Origin of the sequence: Herbaspirillum sp. NPDC101396 (assembly GCF_044767365.1) — a bacterium.
In the GTDB taxonomy this organism is placed as follows: Bacteria; Pseudomonadota; Gammaproteobacteria; order Burkholderiales; family Burkholderiaceae_D; genus Herbaspirillum.
The window spans coordinates 177,968-192,701 of sequence record NZ_JBIWNT010000001.1; the positions used below are offsets into that span (position 1 = coordinate 177,968).

Sequence of the window (14,734 nt, forward strand, 5' to 3'; positions counted from 1 at the left end):
TGAGCACCAGTACGCTTCCCAATACCCGTCTGGCACGAACGGGTGACTGGATGCGCCGCAATGGCGCATTGATCCGCGGTATTCAGTGGATCGTCGTACTGGTGTATGCCGTGCTCATCCTGGTTCCCATTTTTCTACCGTTGCCGGACGAAACTGCGCATATCTGGTCCAATCTGACCCTGATTGCGCAGTTTTGTTTCTGGGGCATCTGGTGGCCGTTTGTACTGGTCAGCATGGTGTTGATGGGCCGCGTCTGGTGCGGCGTGTTGTGTCCCGAAGGCGCATTGACCGAATTCGCCAGCAAGTTCGGCAAAAACTGGGCGATCCCGCGCTGGATGCGCTGGGGCGGCTGGCCCTTCGTCGCGTTTGCGCTCACCACGATCTACGGCCAGATGGTCAGCGTCTATCAGTATCCCAAGGCGGTCTTGCTGGTGCTGGGCGGATCGACGCTGGGCGCCATGATCGTCGGCTACCTGTACGGACGCGAAAAGCGCGTCTGGTGCAAATACCTGTGCCCGGTCAACGGCGTATTCGGCCTGCTGGCCAAGCTGGCGCCATTCCATTACAAAGTCAATGAAGACGCCTGGCGCGCTTCCTACGACACCCACGGCAAGAAGACCATCGCGGTCAATTGCGCGCCGCTGGTTCCGTTGCGCAACATGAAGGGCGCTTCCGATTGCCATATGTGCGGTCGCTGCAGCGGCCATCGTGACGCTATTGCACTGACATGGCGCGCACCGACCGTCGAAATCGTCAAGGTCGGCCGCACCAGCAATAACCTGTGGGAAAGCTCACTGGTGCTGTACGGCCTGTTCGGCATCGCCATCGGCGCGTTCCACTGGAGCGCCAGCCCCTGGTTTGTCGAAGCCAAGCAATTCATCGCCACCTGGCTGATCGATCGCGACATCATGTGGCCATTTGCGACCAACGCGCCATGGTGGCTGCTGACCAACTATCCGCAACAAAGCGATGTATTTTCCTGGCTTGACGGCGGACTGGTGGTGTCTTACATCCTGGCGACCGCCGCCGTGCTGGGCACTGCGCTGACCGCCTTGTTTGCTCTCAGCAATCTGGTGCTCGGACCATGGAGCCGTTCGCGTTTCAATCACCTGGTGCAGTCCGCCATTCCACTGGCCGGCTGCGGCGTGTTCGTCGGCTTGTCGGCTACCACCATCAGCTTGCTGCGCGCCGAACACTGGCCGGTCGACTGGGCCAACGACGTGCGCGCCGCCTTGCTGACGGTCATGACCTTGTGGAGCGTGCTGCTGGCCTGGAAAGTCATCGGCCAGCACACTGAAGCACTCTCGCGCCGTGTGCTCGCCATGCTGCCCGTGATCGGCGCGCTCGCGCTGGTCAATTACGCCTGGCTGCTGATGTTTTGGATCTGGTGATTCCCGCCGGGTTTCTGCCGTTCCGCCGCCTTGCAGGACTCGCGTAAAATAGCGGGTTTGGTCCCACAGGACCTTGTTTCCGGAACCAACCTGCAAAGATTCTTATGGCGCGCCCCCGTTTTCTTCCCGACAATCTCACGCTGATGCTGTTTGCGGTAGTCCTTACCGCCAGCTTTCTCCCCTGTACCGGCGTGGTCGCCGTCGGCTTCGACTGGCTGACCACTTTCATGATCGGCCTGCTGTTTTTCATGCACGGCGCCAAGCTGTCACGCGAAGCGGTGATCGCCGGCATGGTGCATTGGCGTCTGCATGTGACGGTGCTGTTGTGCACCTTCGCCGTCTTTCCCTTGCTCGGCCTGATCCTCAAGCCTGCCTTGCTGCTGGTGATCACACCTGATCTCTATCTCGGTATCCTGTTTCTGTGCGTGCTGCCTTCGACGGTGCAGTCCTCGATTGCTTTCACATCGGTCGCGCGCGGAAATGTGCCCGCCGCCATCTGCGCTGCGTCGGCCTCCAATTTGCTGGGCATCTTCCTGACGCCGCTCATGGTCGGCATCATCATCGTGGCGCATAGCGCTGAACACTCCTCGCTGGATTCCATCCTGAAGATCGTCTACCAATTGCTGTTGCCGTTCGTGGCCGGCCAGATCGCACGTCCCTGGATCGGCGCCTGGATGGACCGCAACAAGTCCTGGCTGCGCTGGGTGGACCAGAGCTCGGTCCTACTCGTGGTGTACGTTGCGTTCAGCGAAGCGGTCAATCAAGGTTTGTGGCGTCAGGTGCCGCCGGTCATGCTGATCAGCCTGATCGTCATCAGCGCCTTGCTGCTGGCGGTCATCATGGCGATCACGACGTTCGGCAGCCGTCGTCTGGGCTTCAACAAGGAAGATGAAATCACCATCGTCTTTTGCGGCTCGAAAAAGAGCCTCGCCAGCGGCGTGCCGATGGCCAAGGTCCTGTTCGCCAGTCAAACGGTTGGCATGGTCTTGTTGCCGCTGATGCTGTTTCACCAGATCCAGTTGATGGTGTGCGCGATATTGGCGCAACGCTACCGCAATCGCCCGGAAGTCGCCGAGTCTTCTGCGTGAGCAATCCCGTTCACCGCTTGCAAAGCCCGCCTTCGGCGGGCTTTTTTCATTGCTTGCGGCGATGGCGCGAGAAGAATGCCAGCATCAGCTTGCCGGCATCCGGTCCCTTTGCGTTGAAGGGCAGCGTCTCGTTCCCGCCGCTCCAAGCATGACCGAGGCGGGCGATGTGCACCGAGCGGACCAGCACTTTGGGGCCTGCTGCGAAATCGCGGATTGTCATCGTATTTTTTCGCGGGAATTGCTTTGACGTCCTGCCGAAGGCTTTCGTCACCGGCAGCGACGGCAGCAGGCCGGCTGCATGGTTGAGCAGCAGGAATTGTCCCGTCACCTGCAGTTGATTGACCGGGCGCACGATCTTGTCGTCATCCCCGGTAATCAGGATCGCCGGCATGCGCGGAAAGTCAGGTGACCTGGCCAGCAGCTTTTCTATCGGAGCCAGGGCGTGGCTGCTGCCATGCTGCATGACGCCATACGCGCCGACAGCGTTGCGGCTGACGCCGAATACCGGGCCCGAATGCATGCCGACGGCTGCGATGAGTTGCGGGTGGGTGAGGGCCAGTATCTGCGCCATGGCCGCGCCGGCGGAGATGCCGCAGGCATAAATGCGACTGTGGTCGATGCCATGTTCTGCGACGATCTTGTCGATCATGTGCACGATCAACGCAATGTCGTTGCCGCCGCGCTGGGTGGCGGCGTCATACCATTTCCAGCACCGATTGGGATGCGCACGCAGCGACTGTTCCGGGTAGAGCACGGCGTAGCCCTTGGCTGCCGCCAGCTGATTCAGGCGTGTACCGGCAGCGAAATCGGCGGCATTCTGTTCGCATCCGTGCAGCATGACGATCAGCGGAATTGATGTGGCAGGCCCGCGAGCGCCGGATGGGAGGAACAAGCGATAGTGCATGCGACGCGCGGGCAGGGTGGCGCTGACGCAGGATGAACTGATCCACTCGCCGGCCGTAGTTTCGGTATGCACGGAAGGCTTCGGCAACACCGACTTGCGCGACGTCGCGGAGGCAATGCGCTTCGCCTTCGGCTTGGACAGTACTGCCTTGAGCACCTTGCCCGCTTGTTTCTGTTGCGCTTGACCGGCCTTTTTAAGGCCGCTCAGCCACATTCGGTTCAGCTTTTTGAACATGTCGATCCGTCAAGAGTGAGTGTCCGATGCGAGCGACACAAGGAAGACGGCAATAACGCAATAATGTTCAAACAAAATGCTGCGCTGCGTTAATCTGGAGGCTACACGGAACGAGGAGATGCCACATGGACCTGGTCTTACGCCACGCCACGCTGCCTGAAGGCGGTGAGCAAACGGATATTGCCATTGAAGCAGGTCGCATCGCGGCCATCGGCTCAGCGCTGAATATAAAAGGTGCACAGGAAATTGATGTCGCCGGCGATCTGGTGACGCCGCCGTTCGTCGACGCGCATTTCCACATGGACGCTACGCTGAGCTACGGCCTGCCGCGCGTGAATGCTTCCGGCACGCTGCTGGAAGGTATTGCGCTGTGGGGCGAATTGAAACCGGAGCTGACGCAGCAGGCGCTGGTCGAACGCGCGCTGCAGTATTGCGACTGGGCGGTTGCGCGCGGCTTGCTGGCGATCCGTTCGCATGTTGATATTTGCGACGATCGCTTACTGGCGGTGGAGGCCTTGCTGCAAGTGAAGAAACAGGTCGCGCCTTATCTGGATTTGCAATTGGTGGCGTTTCCCCAGGACGGCCTGCTACGCAGTCCGACCGCCTTCGCCAATCTGAAGCGGGCGATCGCCATGGGCGTCGACGTGGTCGGCGGCATTCCCCATTTCGAGCGGACCATGGCCGACGGTGCGGAGTCGGTCAGGCTGCTATGCGAATTCGCCGCTGAAAAAGGCTTGCGCGTCGACATGCATTGCGATGAGTCCGACGACCCCATGTCACGCCACATCGAAACCCTGGCCTATCATGCGCAGCGTCTGGGTTTGCAGGGCAGGGTGGCCGGCTCGCACCTGACCTCGATGCATTCGATGGACAACTATTACGTCAGCAAATTGCTGCCGCTGATCCGTGAAGCCGGCGTAGCGGCAATCGCCAATCCGTTGATCAACATCACGTTGCAAGGTCGCCACGACACCTATCCGAAGCGACGCGGCATGACGCGTGTGCCGGAATTGCTGGCCGCCGGCGTTGACGTCGCCTTCGGTCACGATTGCGCGATGGACCCTTGGTACAGCCTGGGATCGGGGGACATGCTCGAAGTGGCGCACATGGGGCTGCATGTCGCGCAGATGACCGGTCAGGACGCGATGCGCAACTGTTTTCGCGCCGTGACGGAAACCCCGGCGCGTATTCTGGGATTAGAGGGATATGGCTTGCAGGTTGGCTGCCACGCCGACCTGGTGGTGCTGGACGCCGGCGATCCGATCGAAGCGATCCGCTTGCGCGCTGCGCGTCGCTTTGTGATTCGCCGCGGCGTCGTGATCAGCCAGGCGCCGCCGGCGCACGCGCGGCTCAATTTGCCGGGACGGCCGGCCGGCGTTGATTTCAGGCTGGCCAGGTAAGTTGCGTCAGATCGACAGCGACCGCCAGGCCGCCTGGCACTTTTCGAAATCATCCTGATGTTCCACTTCAGGGAAGCGGTGATAAATCGATACCAACGCAGATGACATCACTGAAAGCGCATCGGACAAGGTTGCGGGAAGATCTTCTTCGTCAGGACCGAATTTGAATCCTTGGACGGCGAGGGCGGAGTCGTCGTTGGCCTGACGCCTGAGTGCTCCGAGCGTGGCATGCACGGCGTTGACGGCACTGATGCGGCGCACGATGTTGTAGAGAGCAGAACTGCCGTAGGTCTCGGCCAGGACGTCCAGTCTGATGGGGGCATCCTCCAGGTTTTTGACGACAGGATAGTCTCTGTCGATTACGGCGATTCGATTCTCCAGGGTGGCGACATCCTCTTTGCTGAGGACCATATTGACCGGCGACTCATGCAGCCACGATAGCGCCAGTGTGCGTTCCTGATGCATTATCCCGAGGGTCAACGTGTTGCAGACCTCTTCGTCCCTGACGACGGCGGTCAGAATGATCGCAGTTTCCGCAGCAGAGCGGATCAGCGTGGCGGCGTCCGACAATAAGCCGCGTTCGCAGAGAATGACGGCGGATTGAAACGAGGTGAGCACGCGGCCGAACAGAGAGTCCCCGAATACTTCTTGCAGGTTGGAGGGATTGATGTTGATGTCGCGCAGCGCGCACATCCCGAGTTCATTGAAGGCTTCAGCTACAGCGAACTGGCAAGCGCCATTTTTACGGATGTCGGCGATCAGGACGGGGAGATGGGGTGACAAAAAACCATGTTTCTTCATTCTTGAATAATAATGAAAATAATTCAATCTTTGGGGTATGTCTTGCGTCAAGATGCGAATAGCACCAATGCCGCGGCAAAAAGCGGATGAATGCAGAATAAATGCGAGAGCGAGGGAGGGCTGACGAGAGTGATGGTGTGCTTCGTACGGCAGGCGGTTGCATCGCGGCCGGCGATTCTCGTAAAAAGATTCGCGCAGGCGCTTACTCGTCTCCGGGTACGGGTTTGCTGTGCAAACAGAATATGGACGACAAAATAAAAACGCCCGCAAAAGCGGGCGTTTTTATTCTGGCGCAGACGGAGGGATTCGCCTACGTTTCGCAGGCCGCTGAATCGCTTGCAAGCGATTCCCTTCGAATCCCTCACGTAAGCCGCGCAGGCGGCTTACTCGTCTCCGGGTACGGGTTTGCTGTGCAAACAGAATATGGACGACAAAATAAAAACGCCCGCAAAAGCGGGCGTTTGTATTCTGGCGGAGACGGAGGGATTCGAACCCTCGATACAGGTTTAAGCCCATATGCTTCCTTAGCAGGGAAGTGCCTTCGACCACTCGGCCACGTCTCCACGCTGTAGGCAGATGATGCGCTGCCTCAGCAAAGAAGCCCGCATAATATCTTTTCATGCGGATTTGGTCAATGAAACTCTGCTGTTTTGAATGGATTATTTTCCATTCGACGAGCTTCGATGACCGGTCGTATTACTTGCCGTTTTCCAGGTCGAACGCCTTGTGCAATGCGCGCACGGCCAGTTCCATGTATTTTTCGTCGATCAGGACCGAGATTTTGATTTCGGAGGTGGAGATCATCTGGATGTTGACGCCTTCTTCCGACAGCGTGCGGAACATCTGCGACGCGATGCCGACATGGCTGCGCATACCGACGCCGACCACGGACACTTTCGAGACCTTGGTGTCGCCGACGATGCTGGCGGCGCCGATGTGGGCCTTGACGCTGGCGTTCAGGACTTCAACGGCCTTGGCGTATTCGGCGCGCGGAACGGTGAAGGTGAAGTCGGTCTTGCCTTCGACGGACTGATTCTGGATGATCATGTCCACTTCGATGTTGGCGTCGGCGATCGGGCCGAGGATCTGGTAGGCGATGCCTGGACGATCTGGTACGCCCAGCACGGTAATCTTGGCTTCGTCGCGGCTGAACGCGATGCCGGTAATGGTTGCTTGTTCCATCTTGGTGTCTTCCTCAAACGAAATCAGTGTGCCGGATTTGGTTTCTTCTTCCAGCGACATTAGGGGGTCGGTCAGCGACGACAGGACGCGCGTCGGCATTTTGTAGTTGCCGGCGAATTCCACCGAGCGGATCTGCAGGACCTTGGAGCCCAGTGACGCCATTTCGAGCATTTCTTCAAACGTCACGGTGTTCAGTCGGCGCGCTTCGCTGACCACGCGCGGGTCAGTCGTGTAGACGCCGTCGACGTCGGTGTAGATCAGGCATTCGGCGGCTTTGATTGCAGCAGCGACTGCCACGGCGGAGGTATCCGAGCCGCCGCGTCCCAGCGTGGTGATGTTGCCGTCGGCATCCACGCCCTGGAAGCCGGTGATGATGACGATTTTGCCGGCGTTCAGGTCCTTGCGCACCTTGGCGTCGTCGATCGAGCGAATGCGCGCCTTGGTGAAGGCGGAATCGGTCTTGATCGGCACTTGCCAGCCGGCGTAGGAAACGGATTGTTTGCCGATCGCTTGCAGCGCCATGGCCAGCAGGGCGACGGAAACCTGTTCGCCGGTCGACGCCAGCATGTCCAGCTCGCGGGAATCGGGTTGGGCCATGATTTCCTTGGCCAGACCCAGCAAGCGGTTGGTTTCACCAGACATTGCGGAAGGAACGACAACGATCTGGTGGCCTGCGTCGTGCCACTTGGCAACGCGCTTGGCGACGTTCTTGATGCGCTCTGTCGAGCCCATCGAAGTGCCGCCGTATTTGTGAACGTATAAAGCCATAGGAAGTAGGTCTGAATTGCGTGACTGAGTGCTGCTATTGGGTGCTGCCTTTTGTTGCCGGGTCGCGAAAAACTGCGAAAAGACCGGAGGAAACAAACCCTCGACTTTACAGCGGGCAGCCCGAAATCACAAGCAAAAGCGGGTAAAAAGAGGGCTTTTCATGCGTTTTTCAGTCCATTTCTGGCTGCTTTTGCATGATTTGATGCGGAAGGGAAATGTGCGGAAGAGGTTGGACACGCCATCCACCATGGTGCTGCCGAACGGCAGGCCGACCAAGGTAGACGGTGGTTGCGGGCGCAGCCGCAATGGTACTTGCTGCTTGTAGTACGTAAAGCGCTCAGACAACACGCTCGGTAAAAACTTAAGCGCCGGTGTAGACGCTGCTATCGACGGCCGACTTCGATTGGCTGGCGACTTCGCTGCGGGACAGCGGGCTGCGCGCTTGAATCACGATAGGGTAGTTGTTGCCGTTGGTGATCAGGCCTTGTGCTTGTGCTTGTTGCAGTTCCGAAATGACTTCAGCGCGTGTCTTGGTCGACACGAACTTTGTTTCTGGTGGAAATGGCGATTCAGCCATGGCGGCGCCGGCAGCGGCAAAGAGGACGATAGCGGCAGTGATTTGCTTGGTGTTCATGGTAATTCTCCCAAAATGACAGTAAATGAAAATACACGTCGACGTGCGGGCAGTTGGCTTGTGGCTGCTTGCTCCCCATCGATGAAGCACAGTGTAGCCATTGCTTCGTGCGAGAAAAATAGGTCTAATGGCAATGCACTATTTCGAATAAAGAAACAATCGAGGGCTTGAAAATGGATCGTCTGCACTCAATGAAAGTGTTTGCGAAGGTGGTCGAGCAGGGTAGTTTCGTGCGGGCGGCGGAAATCATGTCGCTATCGAACGCCGTCGTGACGCGCTACATTGTCGACTTGGAGAATCATCTCGGCACGCGTTTGCTCAATCGCTCCACCCGCCGGCTGTCGCTGACGGAGTCGGGACAGGCGTTCCTGGAGCGGGTTCGCCATATTCTGCCGGAGATCGAGGAAGCCGAGGCCATCGTGGCGATGGCCACTAAAAAGCCGGGCGGTACGCTATCGCTGTATTCTCACGTCGGCTTCGGCCAGGGCCAGCTCGGCAAGCTGCTGGCGGAATATTCCGCCGCCTATCCGGAGGTGGTGCTCGACGTGTCGGTGTCGGAACGCGCCATGGACCTGGTTGAAGAAGGCATGGACATCGGTTTTTTCAGCAGCCTGCAAAAATTCGACGCCAGCATGGTGGTGCGCAAGGTCGGGGTGGCGGCAGTGGTGCTGTGCGCCTCACCGTCTTATCTGGAAAAGCATGGCGCGCCGCAGACCCCGGACGAGCTGAGCCGCCACGCCTGCCTCAACTTTTCCCACGAACATCTGCGCCACTATTGGCATGTGAAGACCGAAGAAGGTATCCGCGACATCCCGATCACCAGCCAGGTGGTGTCCAACAGTGCATTGCTGCTGCGCGATTTTGCACTGGCAGGGATGGGCATCACGATGCGTCCGTCATTTAGCCTGGGCGACGATCTGCGCTGCGGCAAGCTGCAACGCGTGCTGGCCGATTTTGACATGGGACAGGTTTCCGTGATGATGGCGTATCCGAGCCGGCGCCTGCTGTCGGCCAAGGTGCGCAGTTTTGTGGATTTCATCTCGGATCGGTTTCCGCATCCGGAAACCGATCCCTGGCTGTAGCCGGAGAGTTGAGTCAGGCGGCGTCGGAAAGGCTGTTGAGCCGTTTCTTGAGATCGCATTCCTGCCAGGCACGGCGTTGCTCCGTGCTGCCGGCCTCAAGCGCGAGTTCTTGCAGGCTGGTTTCGGACAGCGCCTGCAATAGCCGTTCGGCCTGACGCGTGTCGGGTTCCATGGGGCCGAAGAAGGCGACGGTGGAGCCGCGTTGCATGAGCAGCGTCGGGAAATTGTCGACGTCGAGGTCGCCCACCAGGTCGGCCTGGTCTTCGATGTCGATCCAGACGAAATGATGTTCCGGGCGGCGCTCGGCCCAGGCGGCGAAGTTGGCCGCGTAGTCGCGGCAACTGCCGCACCAGCCGGCGCACAGGCAGGCTACGACCCATTTGTCGCCGGCGAGGGCGGCAGCGAGTTCGTCGCGGTTGCTGGCGGAGAAGATCTGATAGGACATAAGGCGGCCTATTCTACTCCGGAAGCGAAAAACCGGCGCAAGCGGGGTGCAACTCCGTTATCCCTCAATAGTCGTTTCCCGACACGGGCGGGAAGGGCATGGCGCGGTAAAATAGCGGGATGTCTATCATTCTTGCCATCGAAACTTCCACCGAACTCGCCTCGGCAGCCCTGCTGCATGGAGACGAACTGATCTTCCGCGAATCGCTGGGCGTGCAGACCCACTCCGAAACCATTTTGCCGATGGTCCAGCAACTGCTGGCCCAGGCGGGGATTGCACTGTCGCGCTGCGACGCGATCGCTTTCGGTGTCGGGCCGGGCTCGTTCACCGGCGTGCGCACTGCATGCGGGGTAGTGCAAGGGCTGGCGTTCGGCAGCGATTTGCCGGTGGCGCCGGTGGTGACGCTGGAAGCGATGGCGCAAGCTGCGCTGGAAGCCACGCAGGGTGCAGCCGGCGACGTGCTGGCGGTGCTCGACGCGCGCATGGGCGAAGTCTACTGGGCGCAGTACCGTCATGGCGCGAGCGGCTGGGAAATCGTGCTGGAACCGAGCTTGTCGTCGGCTGCCGCAGTTGCGCCGCAAGGGCATGTGCAGGCCTGCGGCAACGGCCTGACGGCATATGCGCAGGATTTCGCCGGGCAGCCGTTCGCGGCCGCAGCGCTGGCCCAGATCATGCCGCATGCGGCGCAGGTGGCCACGCTGGGCCGGCGCATGCTGGAGCAAGGCAAGACCGTGCCGCTGCAGGACGCGCAACCGCTTTACCTGCGCAACAAGGTCGCGCTGACCACGGCAGAACGCCAGGTGCGCGATCTCGCCAAAGGTGCGGCGTGAACAACGACGCTTTGCTGCATACGCTGGAGAGCAAGTTTGGCGGCCTGATATTTGCCGCCATGAAGGTCGATGACGTCGACGAGGTGGTGCAGCTGGAAGACAGCGTCTATCCGCACCCGTGGACGCGCGGCAATTTCCTCGATTCGCTGTACAGCGGCTACCAGACGCTGACCATGCGCAATCGATCGGGACGCCTGCTCGGCTACTTCCTGGTCATGGAAGCGGTGGATGAAGCGCACTTGCTCAACATCAGCGTGGCCGAGGATGTGCAGGGCGAAGGTTTCGGCCATCTGCTGCTGGAATATGCCGTCGACCTGGCGCGCAAGCATCGGATGACGGTCATGCTGTTGGAAGTGCGCGTGTCGAACTTGCGTGCGCTGCACGTGTACCGGCGTTACGGTTTCGTGGAAATCGGACGTCGCAAGAATTACTATCCCGTCAATCAATCTACGCGCGAAGACGCGATCGTGATGAGCCTATCGCTATGAGTCAGAACACATTTGCCGCTTCGGCCCGGGTATTGGAAGAAATCGGCGTGGGCCCGGTCTGGGTCCGGCGTCACCTTGCCGTTGAAACAGTCGAGGCCGCTGAGCGGGAAGTCGAAGTCGTCGCACCGCCCGCGGCAGTAGCGCCAGTCGCCGCCGCGGCGGCACCGGTTCCTCAGCGGCCTGCGCAACCAGTGGCGCGTCCCGCCCCCGCCCCCGCACAAGACGACGGCCTGCCGCCATGGCTGAGCGAAATGAATGACGCCGACATGGCGCCGCCCGGTTTCATGCCCTACGACGATGAGGATGATGAGCCTGTCATCAAAATCAATCCGGCCATCGCCACCATGGATTGGGCCAAGCTCAAGGAAACGGTTGCAGAGTGCCGCCAGTGCGGCTTGTGCAACGGTCGCAAGAAGACCGTCTTCGGTGTCGGCGATGAAAAGGCCAAGTGGCTGTTCATCGGTGAAGGCCCCGGGCGCAACGAGGACATGCAGGGCGAGCCGTTCGTCGGCCCGGCCGGCAAGCTGCTCGACAACATGCTGGTCGCCATGGGCCTCAAGCGCGGCGAGAACGCCTATATCGCCAACATCGTCAAATGCCGTCCCACCGACGAAGGCGGCAAGGATCGCCCGCCATCGCCGCAAGAAGTCGCGTCTTGCCTGCCTTACCTGCAACGGCAGATCGCGCTGATCCAGCCGACCGTGCTGGTGGCGCTGGGCAAGACCGCGGCGCTGTCGCTGCTCGGCCTGGACCCGGCCACCCCTGTTTCCAAACTGCGCGGCACCGTCCATCGCTATCAGGACCTGCCGCTGGTTGTGACCTATCACCCGGCCTACCTGTTGCGGCAGCTTGGCGACAAGAGCAAGGCCTGGGCCGATCTCTGCCTTGCAATGACAACTTATGCCGACACAACAGACTGATTTGCAGGCACCGACCGCGTCCTTTCAGCAGCAATTTCATCGGCGCTGGTCGTCGCTGCGCGACCCCCACGTACGTGCGCTGGCGTGGCTGCTCGATGCTCCCGACTTGCTTGACGCTCACGCGCCGCGCTGGAACGGACGCATCGCTACGCTGGGGGTGCTCAGCGAAATGGACATCACCTGGCTGCAGGCGCTGGACAAGAATCCCCGCGAGCTGTACCTGCTGATCAATGCGCAGCCGTCGGCGCGTCTCGGACGCTATGCCGAAAAGCTGCTGACCTTTTACCTGCAGCAGACCGGGCATCTCCTTGCGCACAACGTCCAGGTCCGCAATGGCCCCAACGAGACCATCGGCGAGTTCGATTTTCTGGTGCATGATGAAGCTCGATCCGGGGCGGTACATTGGGAGTTCGCTACCAAGTTTTACCTGCTCGAATCACATCGCAAGCAGATGCAGGCCGACGCGTTCGTCGGGCCGAACCTGGCCGACTCGCTCGGCGCCAAGATGGACAAGATCATGCAGCAGCAGTTGATGTTGTCCGCGCATCCGGCGGCAGCGCAATACCTGCCGCAACCGGTCACACGTGCCCAGGCCCTGGTCAAGGGCTGGCTGTTTTATGCCGAGACGACTGAGGCGGCGTCGGTGCCGGCGGCGCTGGGTATTTCAACGCAGCACTGTCGCGGATTCTGGTGTGAATTGTCGGCGCTGGAAGCCGGCGACGGTGATCGCTATCTGGTGCTGCCGCGGCTCGAATGGCTGGCCCCGGCGCGGGCTGTGGCGAGCAGGACCTTGTCCGGTGCGCAGTTGCGCGAAGCGGTGCAATTGCTGTTTAGCGAGACACTGGCACCGGTCATGATTGCCGTGTGCGACGTCGAAGGTGACGTGGCGCTGGAACGTCGACGAGGCTTCCTGGTGCCGGACGACTGGCGCGGCAAGGCGGCGCAGCGCGTACAGCATGCGGTGGTGCAGATTTAGTGGAATGATCCGAGTTGCACCATAAAAAAGCGTACGGTTTTGCCGTACGCTTTTTTTATGTTTTTCATATACTTTTTATTCGTCGTGCTTGTGTTCGCCGATCAGCGCCAGCGAGTCATGGTCACGCTGGTTGGCTGCGTGACGGCGCATGATCAGGTACATGATGCTGGCGACGAAGACGCCGAAGATCAGGATGACGATGTTGACGTCGAGGTTGAGGCGTACCATGATCGCGTACAGCACCAGCATGGTCAGCACCGAGAGGTTTTCATTGAAGTTCTGCACGGCGATCGAATGGCCGGCGCTCATCAGCACGTGGCCGCGGTGTTGCAGCAGCGCGTTCATCGGCACGACGAAGTAACCGGACAAGGCGCCGATGATGATCAGCAGCGGATAGGCGACCCAGATCGAGGTCACCATGGTCATGGCCATGACAACCAGCCCCATGATGATGCCCAGCGGCATGACCGACAGCGACTTCCTGAGCGGCACGAAGCGCGCTGCGCCGACCGCGCCGAGTGCGACGCCGAGTGCGACCACACCTTGCAGGATGGCTGCTTTGTCGAGTGGCATGTGCAAGGATTTTTCCGCCCATTTCAACACGATGAACTGCAGCGTGGCGCCGGCACCCCAGAACAGCGTCGTGACTGCCAGCGAAATCTGGCCCAGCTTGTCTTTCCACAAGGTGGTAAAGCAGTTTCCGAAGTCGGCGATCAGTTTGATGGGATTGTGCTGCTGGTGGGCGTAACGGGCGCCGGTGTCGGGGATGTTGAGGTTGAAAATCGCCGCGACGATATAGATGACGGTGATGATGCAGAGGGCGGCTTCGGTAGGGGTATTGATGCCGAAGTCGAACACCGGGAAATCGAAGGCTAGCAAGGCCGAGGCAATATGCGGATTGACCAGCGCGCCGCCAAGGACCGTGCCGAAGATGATGGAGCCGACCGTCAGTCCTTCGATCCAGCCGTTGGCGGCCACGAGCTTTTCGGGCGGCAGCAGTTCGGTCAGGATGCCGTATTTGGCCGGAGAGTAGGCAGCCGCGCCGAAGCCGACCACGGCATAGGCGATCAGCGGATGAACGGTAAAGAACATGAGGGCGCAACCGACCACTTTGATCAGGTTGGTGATGAACATCACCTTGCCCTTGGGGAACGCATCTGCGAAGGCGCCGACGAACGCCGCCAGCAGCACGTAAGAGAGCACGAAGAACAATTTCAACAGCGGCGTCATCCATGCCGGAGAGTGCATCTCCGAGAGGAGTGCAATAGCTGCGATCAGCAGTGCATTATCGGCAAGCGACGAAAAAAACTGCGCCGCCATGATGGTGTAAAAGCCGCGATTCATCCGTATCCAAGATGTGACAAATTATCTCCGGCTTGCTTTATACCATGAAAAGATGACATGCCAGTGATAAGTATGATGAGTGAAAATGCGCGGCCGGCGCGTTTTGCGGGGCCTCTTTCCTGCTTCTTTGAAACAAGTTGGTCCGGTAAAATGGCAGCTTGTTCCCGAAGCAGGGGATTTGACCCGGTTCTCGGCGTTTTTCCGCCATTTTCCTCTGCTTTCCAGGCTTTCAGTTCAGTACTCAACG

At 59.8% G+C, this 14,734-nt stretch carries 15 protein-coding genes and 1 tRNA gene; 8 read left to right on the plus strand and 8 right to left on the minus strand.

Annotation, left to right across the window (positions count from 1 at the left end):
* Positions 1 to 50: 50 nt before the first annotated feature.
* Both ACIROY_RS00810 and ACIROY_RS00815 read left to right on the plus strand, forming a co-directional pair.
* Positions 51 to 1,391 (plus strand): 4Fe-4S binding protein, encoded by a 1,341-nt coding sequence (locus ACIROY_RS00810; RefSeq protein WP_402340114.1) that lies wholly within the window; start codon positions 51 to 53, stop codon positions 1,389 to 1,391.
* A gap of 104 nt (positions 1,392 to 1,495) precedes the next feature.
* Positions 1,496 to 2,479, plus strand: coding sequence for a bile acid:sodium symporter family protein (locus tag ACIROY_RS00815; protein ID WP_402338960.1), 984 nt, complete (start codon positions 1,496 to 1,498; stop codon positions 2,477 to 2,479).
* A 46-nt stretch (positions 2,480 to 2,525) separates the two neighbouring features.
* Here the strand turns inward: ACIROY_RS00815 and ACIROY_RS00820 are convergent, their stop codons facing one another.
* Positions 2,526 to 3,617, minus strand: a complete 1,092-nt coding sequence (locus ACIROY_RS00820) for an alpha/beta hydrolase family esterase (protein ID WP_402272099.1) — start codon at positions 3,615 to 3,617, stop codon at positions 2,526 to 2,528.
* Positions 3,618 to 3,742: 125 nt separating this feature from the next.
* Between ACIROY_RS00820 and ACIROY_RS00825 the strand changes: the two genes are divergently transcribed.
* Positions 3,743 to 5,017: an amidohydrolase family protein gene (locus tag ACIROY_RS00825; protein WP_402338962.1), complete on the plus strand. Its 1,275-nt coding sequence runs from the start codon at positions 3,743 to 3,745 to the stop codon at positions 5,015 to 5,017.
* 6 nt (positions 5,018 to 5,023) lie between these two features.
* Here the strand turns inward: ACIROY_RS00825 and ACIROY_RS00830 are convergent, their stop codons facing one another.
* From ACIROY_RS00830 to ACIROY_RS00845, 4 genes are all read right to left on the minus strand, one after another.
* Positions 5,024 to 5,818 (minus strand): DUF5677 domain-containing protein, encoded by a 795-nt coding sequence (locus tag ACIROY_RS00830; RefSeq protein ID WP_402338963.1) that lies wholly within the window; start codon positions 5,816 to 5,818, stop codon positions 5,024 to 5,026.
* A 469-nt stretch (positions 5,819 to 6,287) separates the two neighbouring features.
* A tRNA-Ser gene (locus tag ACIROY_RS00835) sits at positions 6,288 to 6,381 on the minus strand.
* Positions 6,382 to 6,514: 133 nt separating this feature from the next.
* Positions 6,515 to 7,768, minus strand: coding sequence for an aspartate kinase (locus ACIROY_RS00840; protein WP_402272092.1), 1,254 nt, complete (start codon positions 7,766 to 7,768; stop codon positions 6,515 to 6,517).
* A 361-nt stretch (positions 7,769 to 8,129) separates the two neighbouring features.
* On the minus strand, positions 8,130 to 8,402 hold the full coding sequence (locus ACIROY_RS00845) for a DUF4148 domain-containing protein (protein ID WP_402272090.1): 273 nt from the start codon (positions 8,400 to 8,402) through the stop codon (positions 8,130 to 8,132).
* A 173-nt stretch (positions 8,403 to 8,575) separates the two neighbouring features.
* Here ACIROY_RS00845 and ACIROY_RS00850 point away from each other — a divergent pair, with 173 nt between their 5' ends.
* The gene (locus ACIROY_RS00850) at positions 8,576 to 9,484 is read left to right on the plus strand and encodes a LysR family transcriptional regulator (protein ID WP_402272087.1); all 909 of its coding nucleotides are present in this window, start codon (positions 8,576 to 8,578) and stop codon (positions 9,482 to 9,484) included.
* Between the two features lie 13 nt (positions 9,485 to 9,497).
* Here the strand turns inward: ACIROY_RS00850 and ACIROY_RS00855 are convergent, their stop codons facing one another.
* Positions 9,498 to 9,929 (minus strand): thioredoxin family protein, encoded by a 432-nt coding sequence (locus ACIROY_RS00855; protein WP_402272084.1) that lies wholly within the window; start codon positions 9,927 to 9,929, stop codon positions 9,498 to 9,500.
* A gap of 119 nt (positions 9,930 to 10,048) precedes the next feature.
* On the opposite strand from ACIROY_RS00855, the gene tsaB reads away from it, so the two are divergent.
* The 4 genes from tsaB to ACIROY_RS00875 are packed head-to-tail and all read left to right on the plus strand — an operon-like array spanning position 10,049 to position 13,143.
* Positions 10,049 to 10,759, plus strand: a complete 711-nt coding sequence (gene tsaB / locus ACIROY_RS00860) for a tRNA (adenosine(37)-N6)-threonylcarbamoyltransferase complex dimerization subunit type 1 TsaB (RefSeq protein WP_402338965.1) — start codon at positions 10,049 to 10,051, stop codon at positions 10,757 to 10,759.
* Positions 10,756 to 11,247, plus strand: coding sequence for a ribosomal protein S18-alanine N-acetyltransferase (gene rimI, locus ACIROY_RS00865; RefSeq protein WP_402338967.1), 492 nt, complete (start codon positions 10,756 to 10,758; stop codon positions 11,245 to 11,247). The genes tsaB and rimI overlap by 4 nt, the downstream gene beginning before the upstream one ends.
* Positions 11,244 to 12,167: a uracil-DNA glycosylase family protein gene (locus tag ACIROY_RS00870; protein ID WP_402338969.1), complete on the plus strand. Its 924-nt coding sequence runs from the start codon at positions 11,244 to 11,246 to the stop codon at positions 12,165 to 12,167. Before rimI ends, ACIROY_RS00870 begins: the two co-directional genes overlap by 4 nt.
* Positions 12,148 to 13,143, plus strand: a complete 996-nt coding sequence (locus ACIROY_RS00875) for a DUF1853 family protein (RefSeq protein ID WP_402338971.1) — start codon at positions 12,148 to 12,150, stop codon at positions 13,141 to 13,143. The genes ACIROY_RS00870 and ACIROY_RS00875 overlap by 20 nt, the downstream gene beginning before the upstream one ends.
* 75 nt (positions 13,144 to 13,218) lie before the next feature.
* Here ACIROY_RS00875 and lplT read toward each other — a convergent pair whose 3' ends face one another.
* A complete protein-coding gene (lplT, locus tag ACIROY_RS00880; RefSeq protein WP_402338972.1) occupies positions 13,219 to 14,487 on the minus strand; it encodes a lysophospholipid transporter LplT in 1,269 nt (422 codons plus the stop codon).
* On the minus strand, positions 14,484 to 14,732 hold the full coding sequence (locus ACIROY_RS00885) for a hypothetical protein (RefSeq protein WP_402338974.1): 249 nt from the start codon (positions 14,730 to 14,732) through the stop codon (positions 14,484 to 14,486). The genes lplT and ACIROY_RS00885 overlap by 4 nt, the downstream gene beginning before the upstream one ends.
* Positions 14,733 to 14,734: the final 2 nt, after the last annotated feature.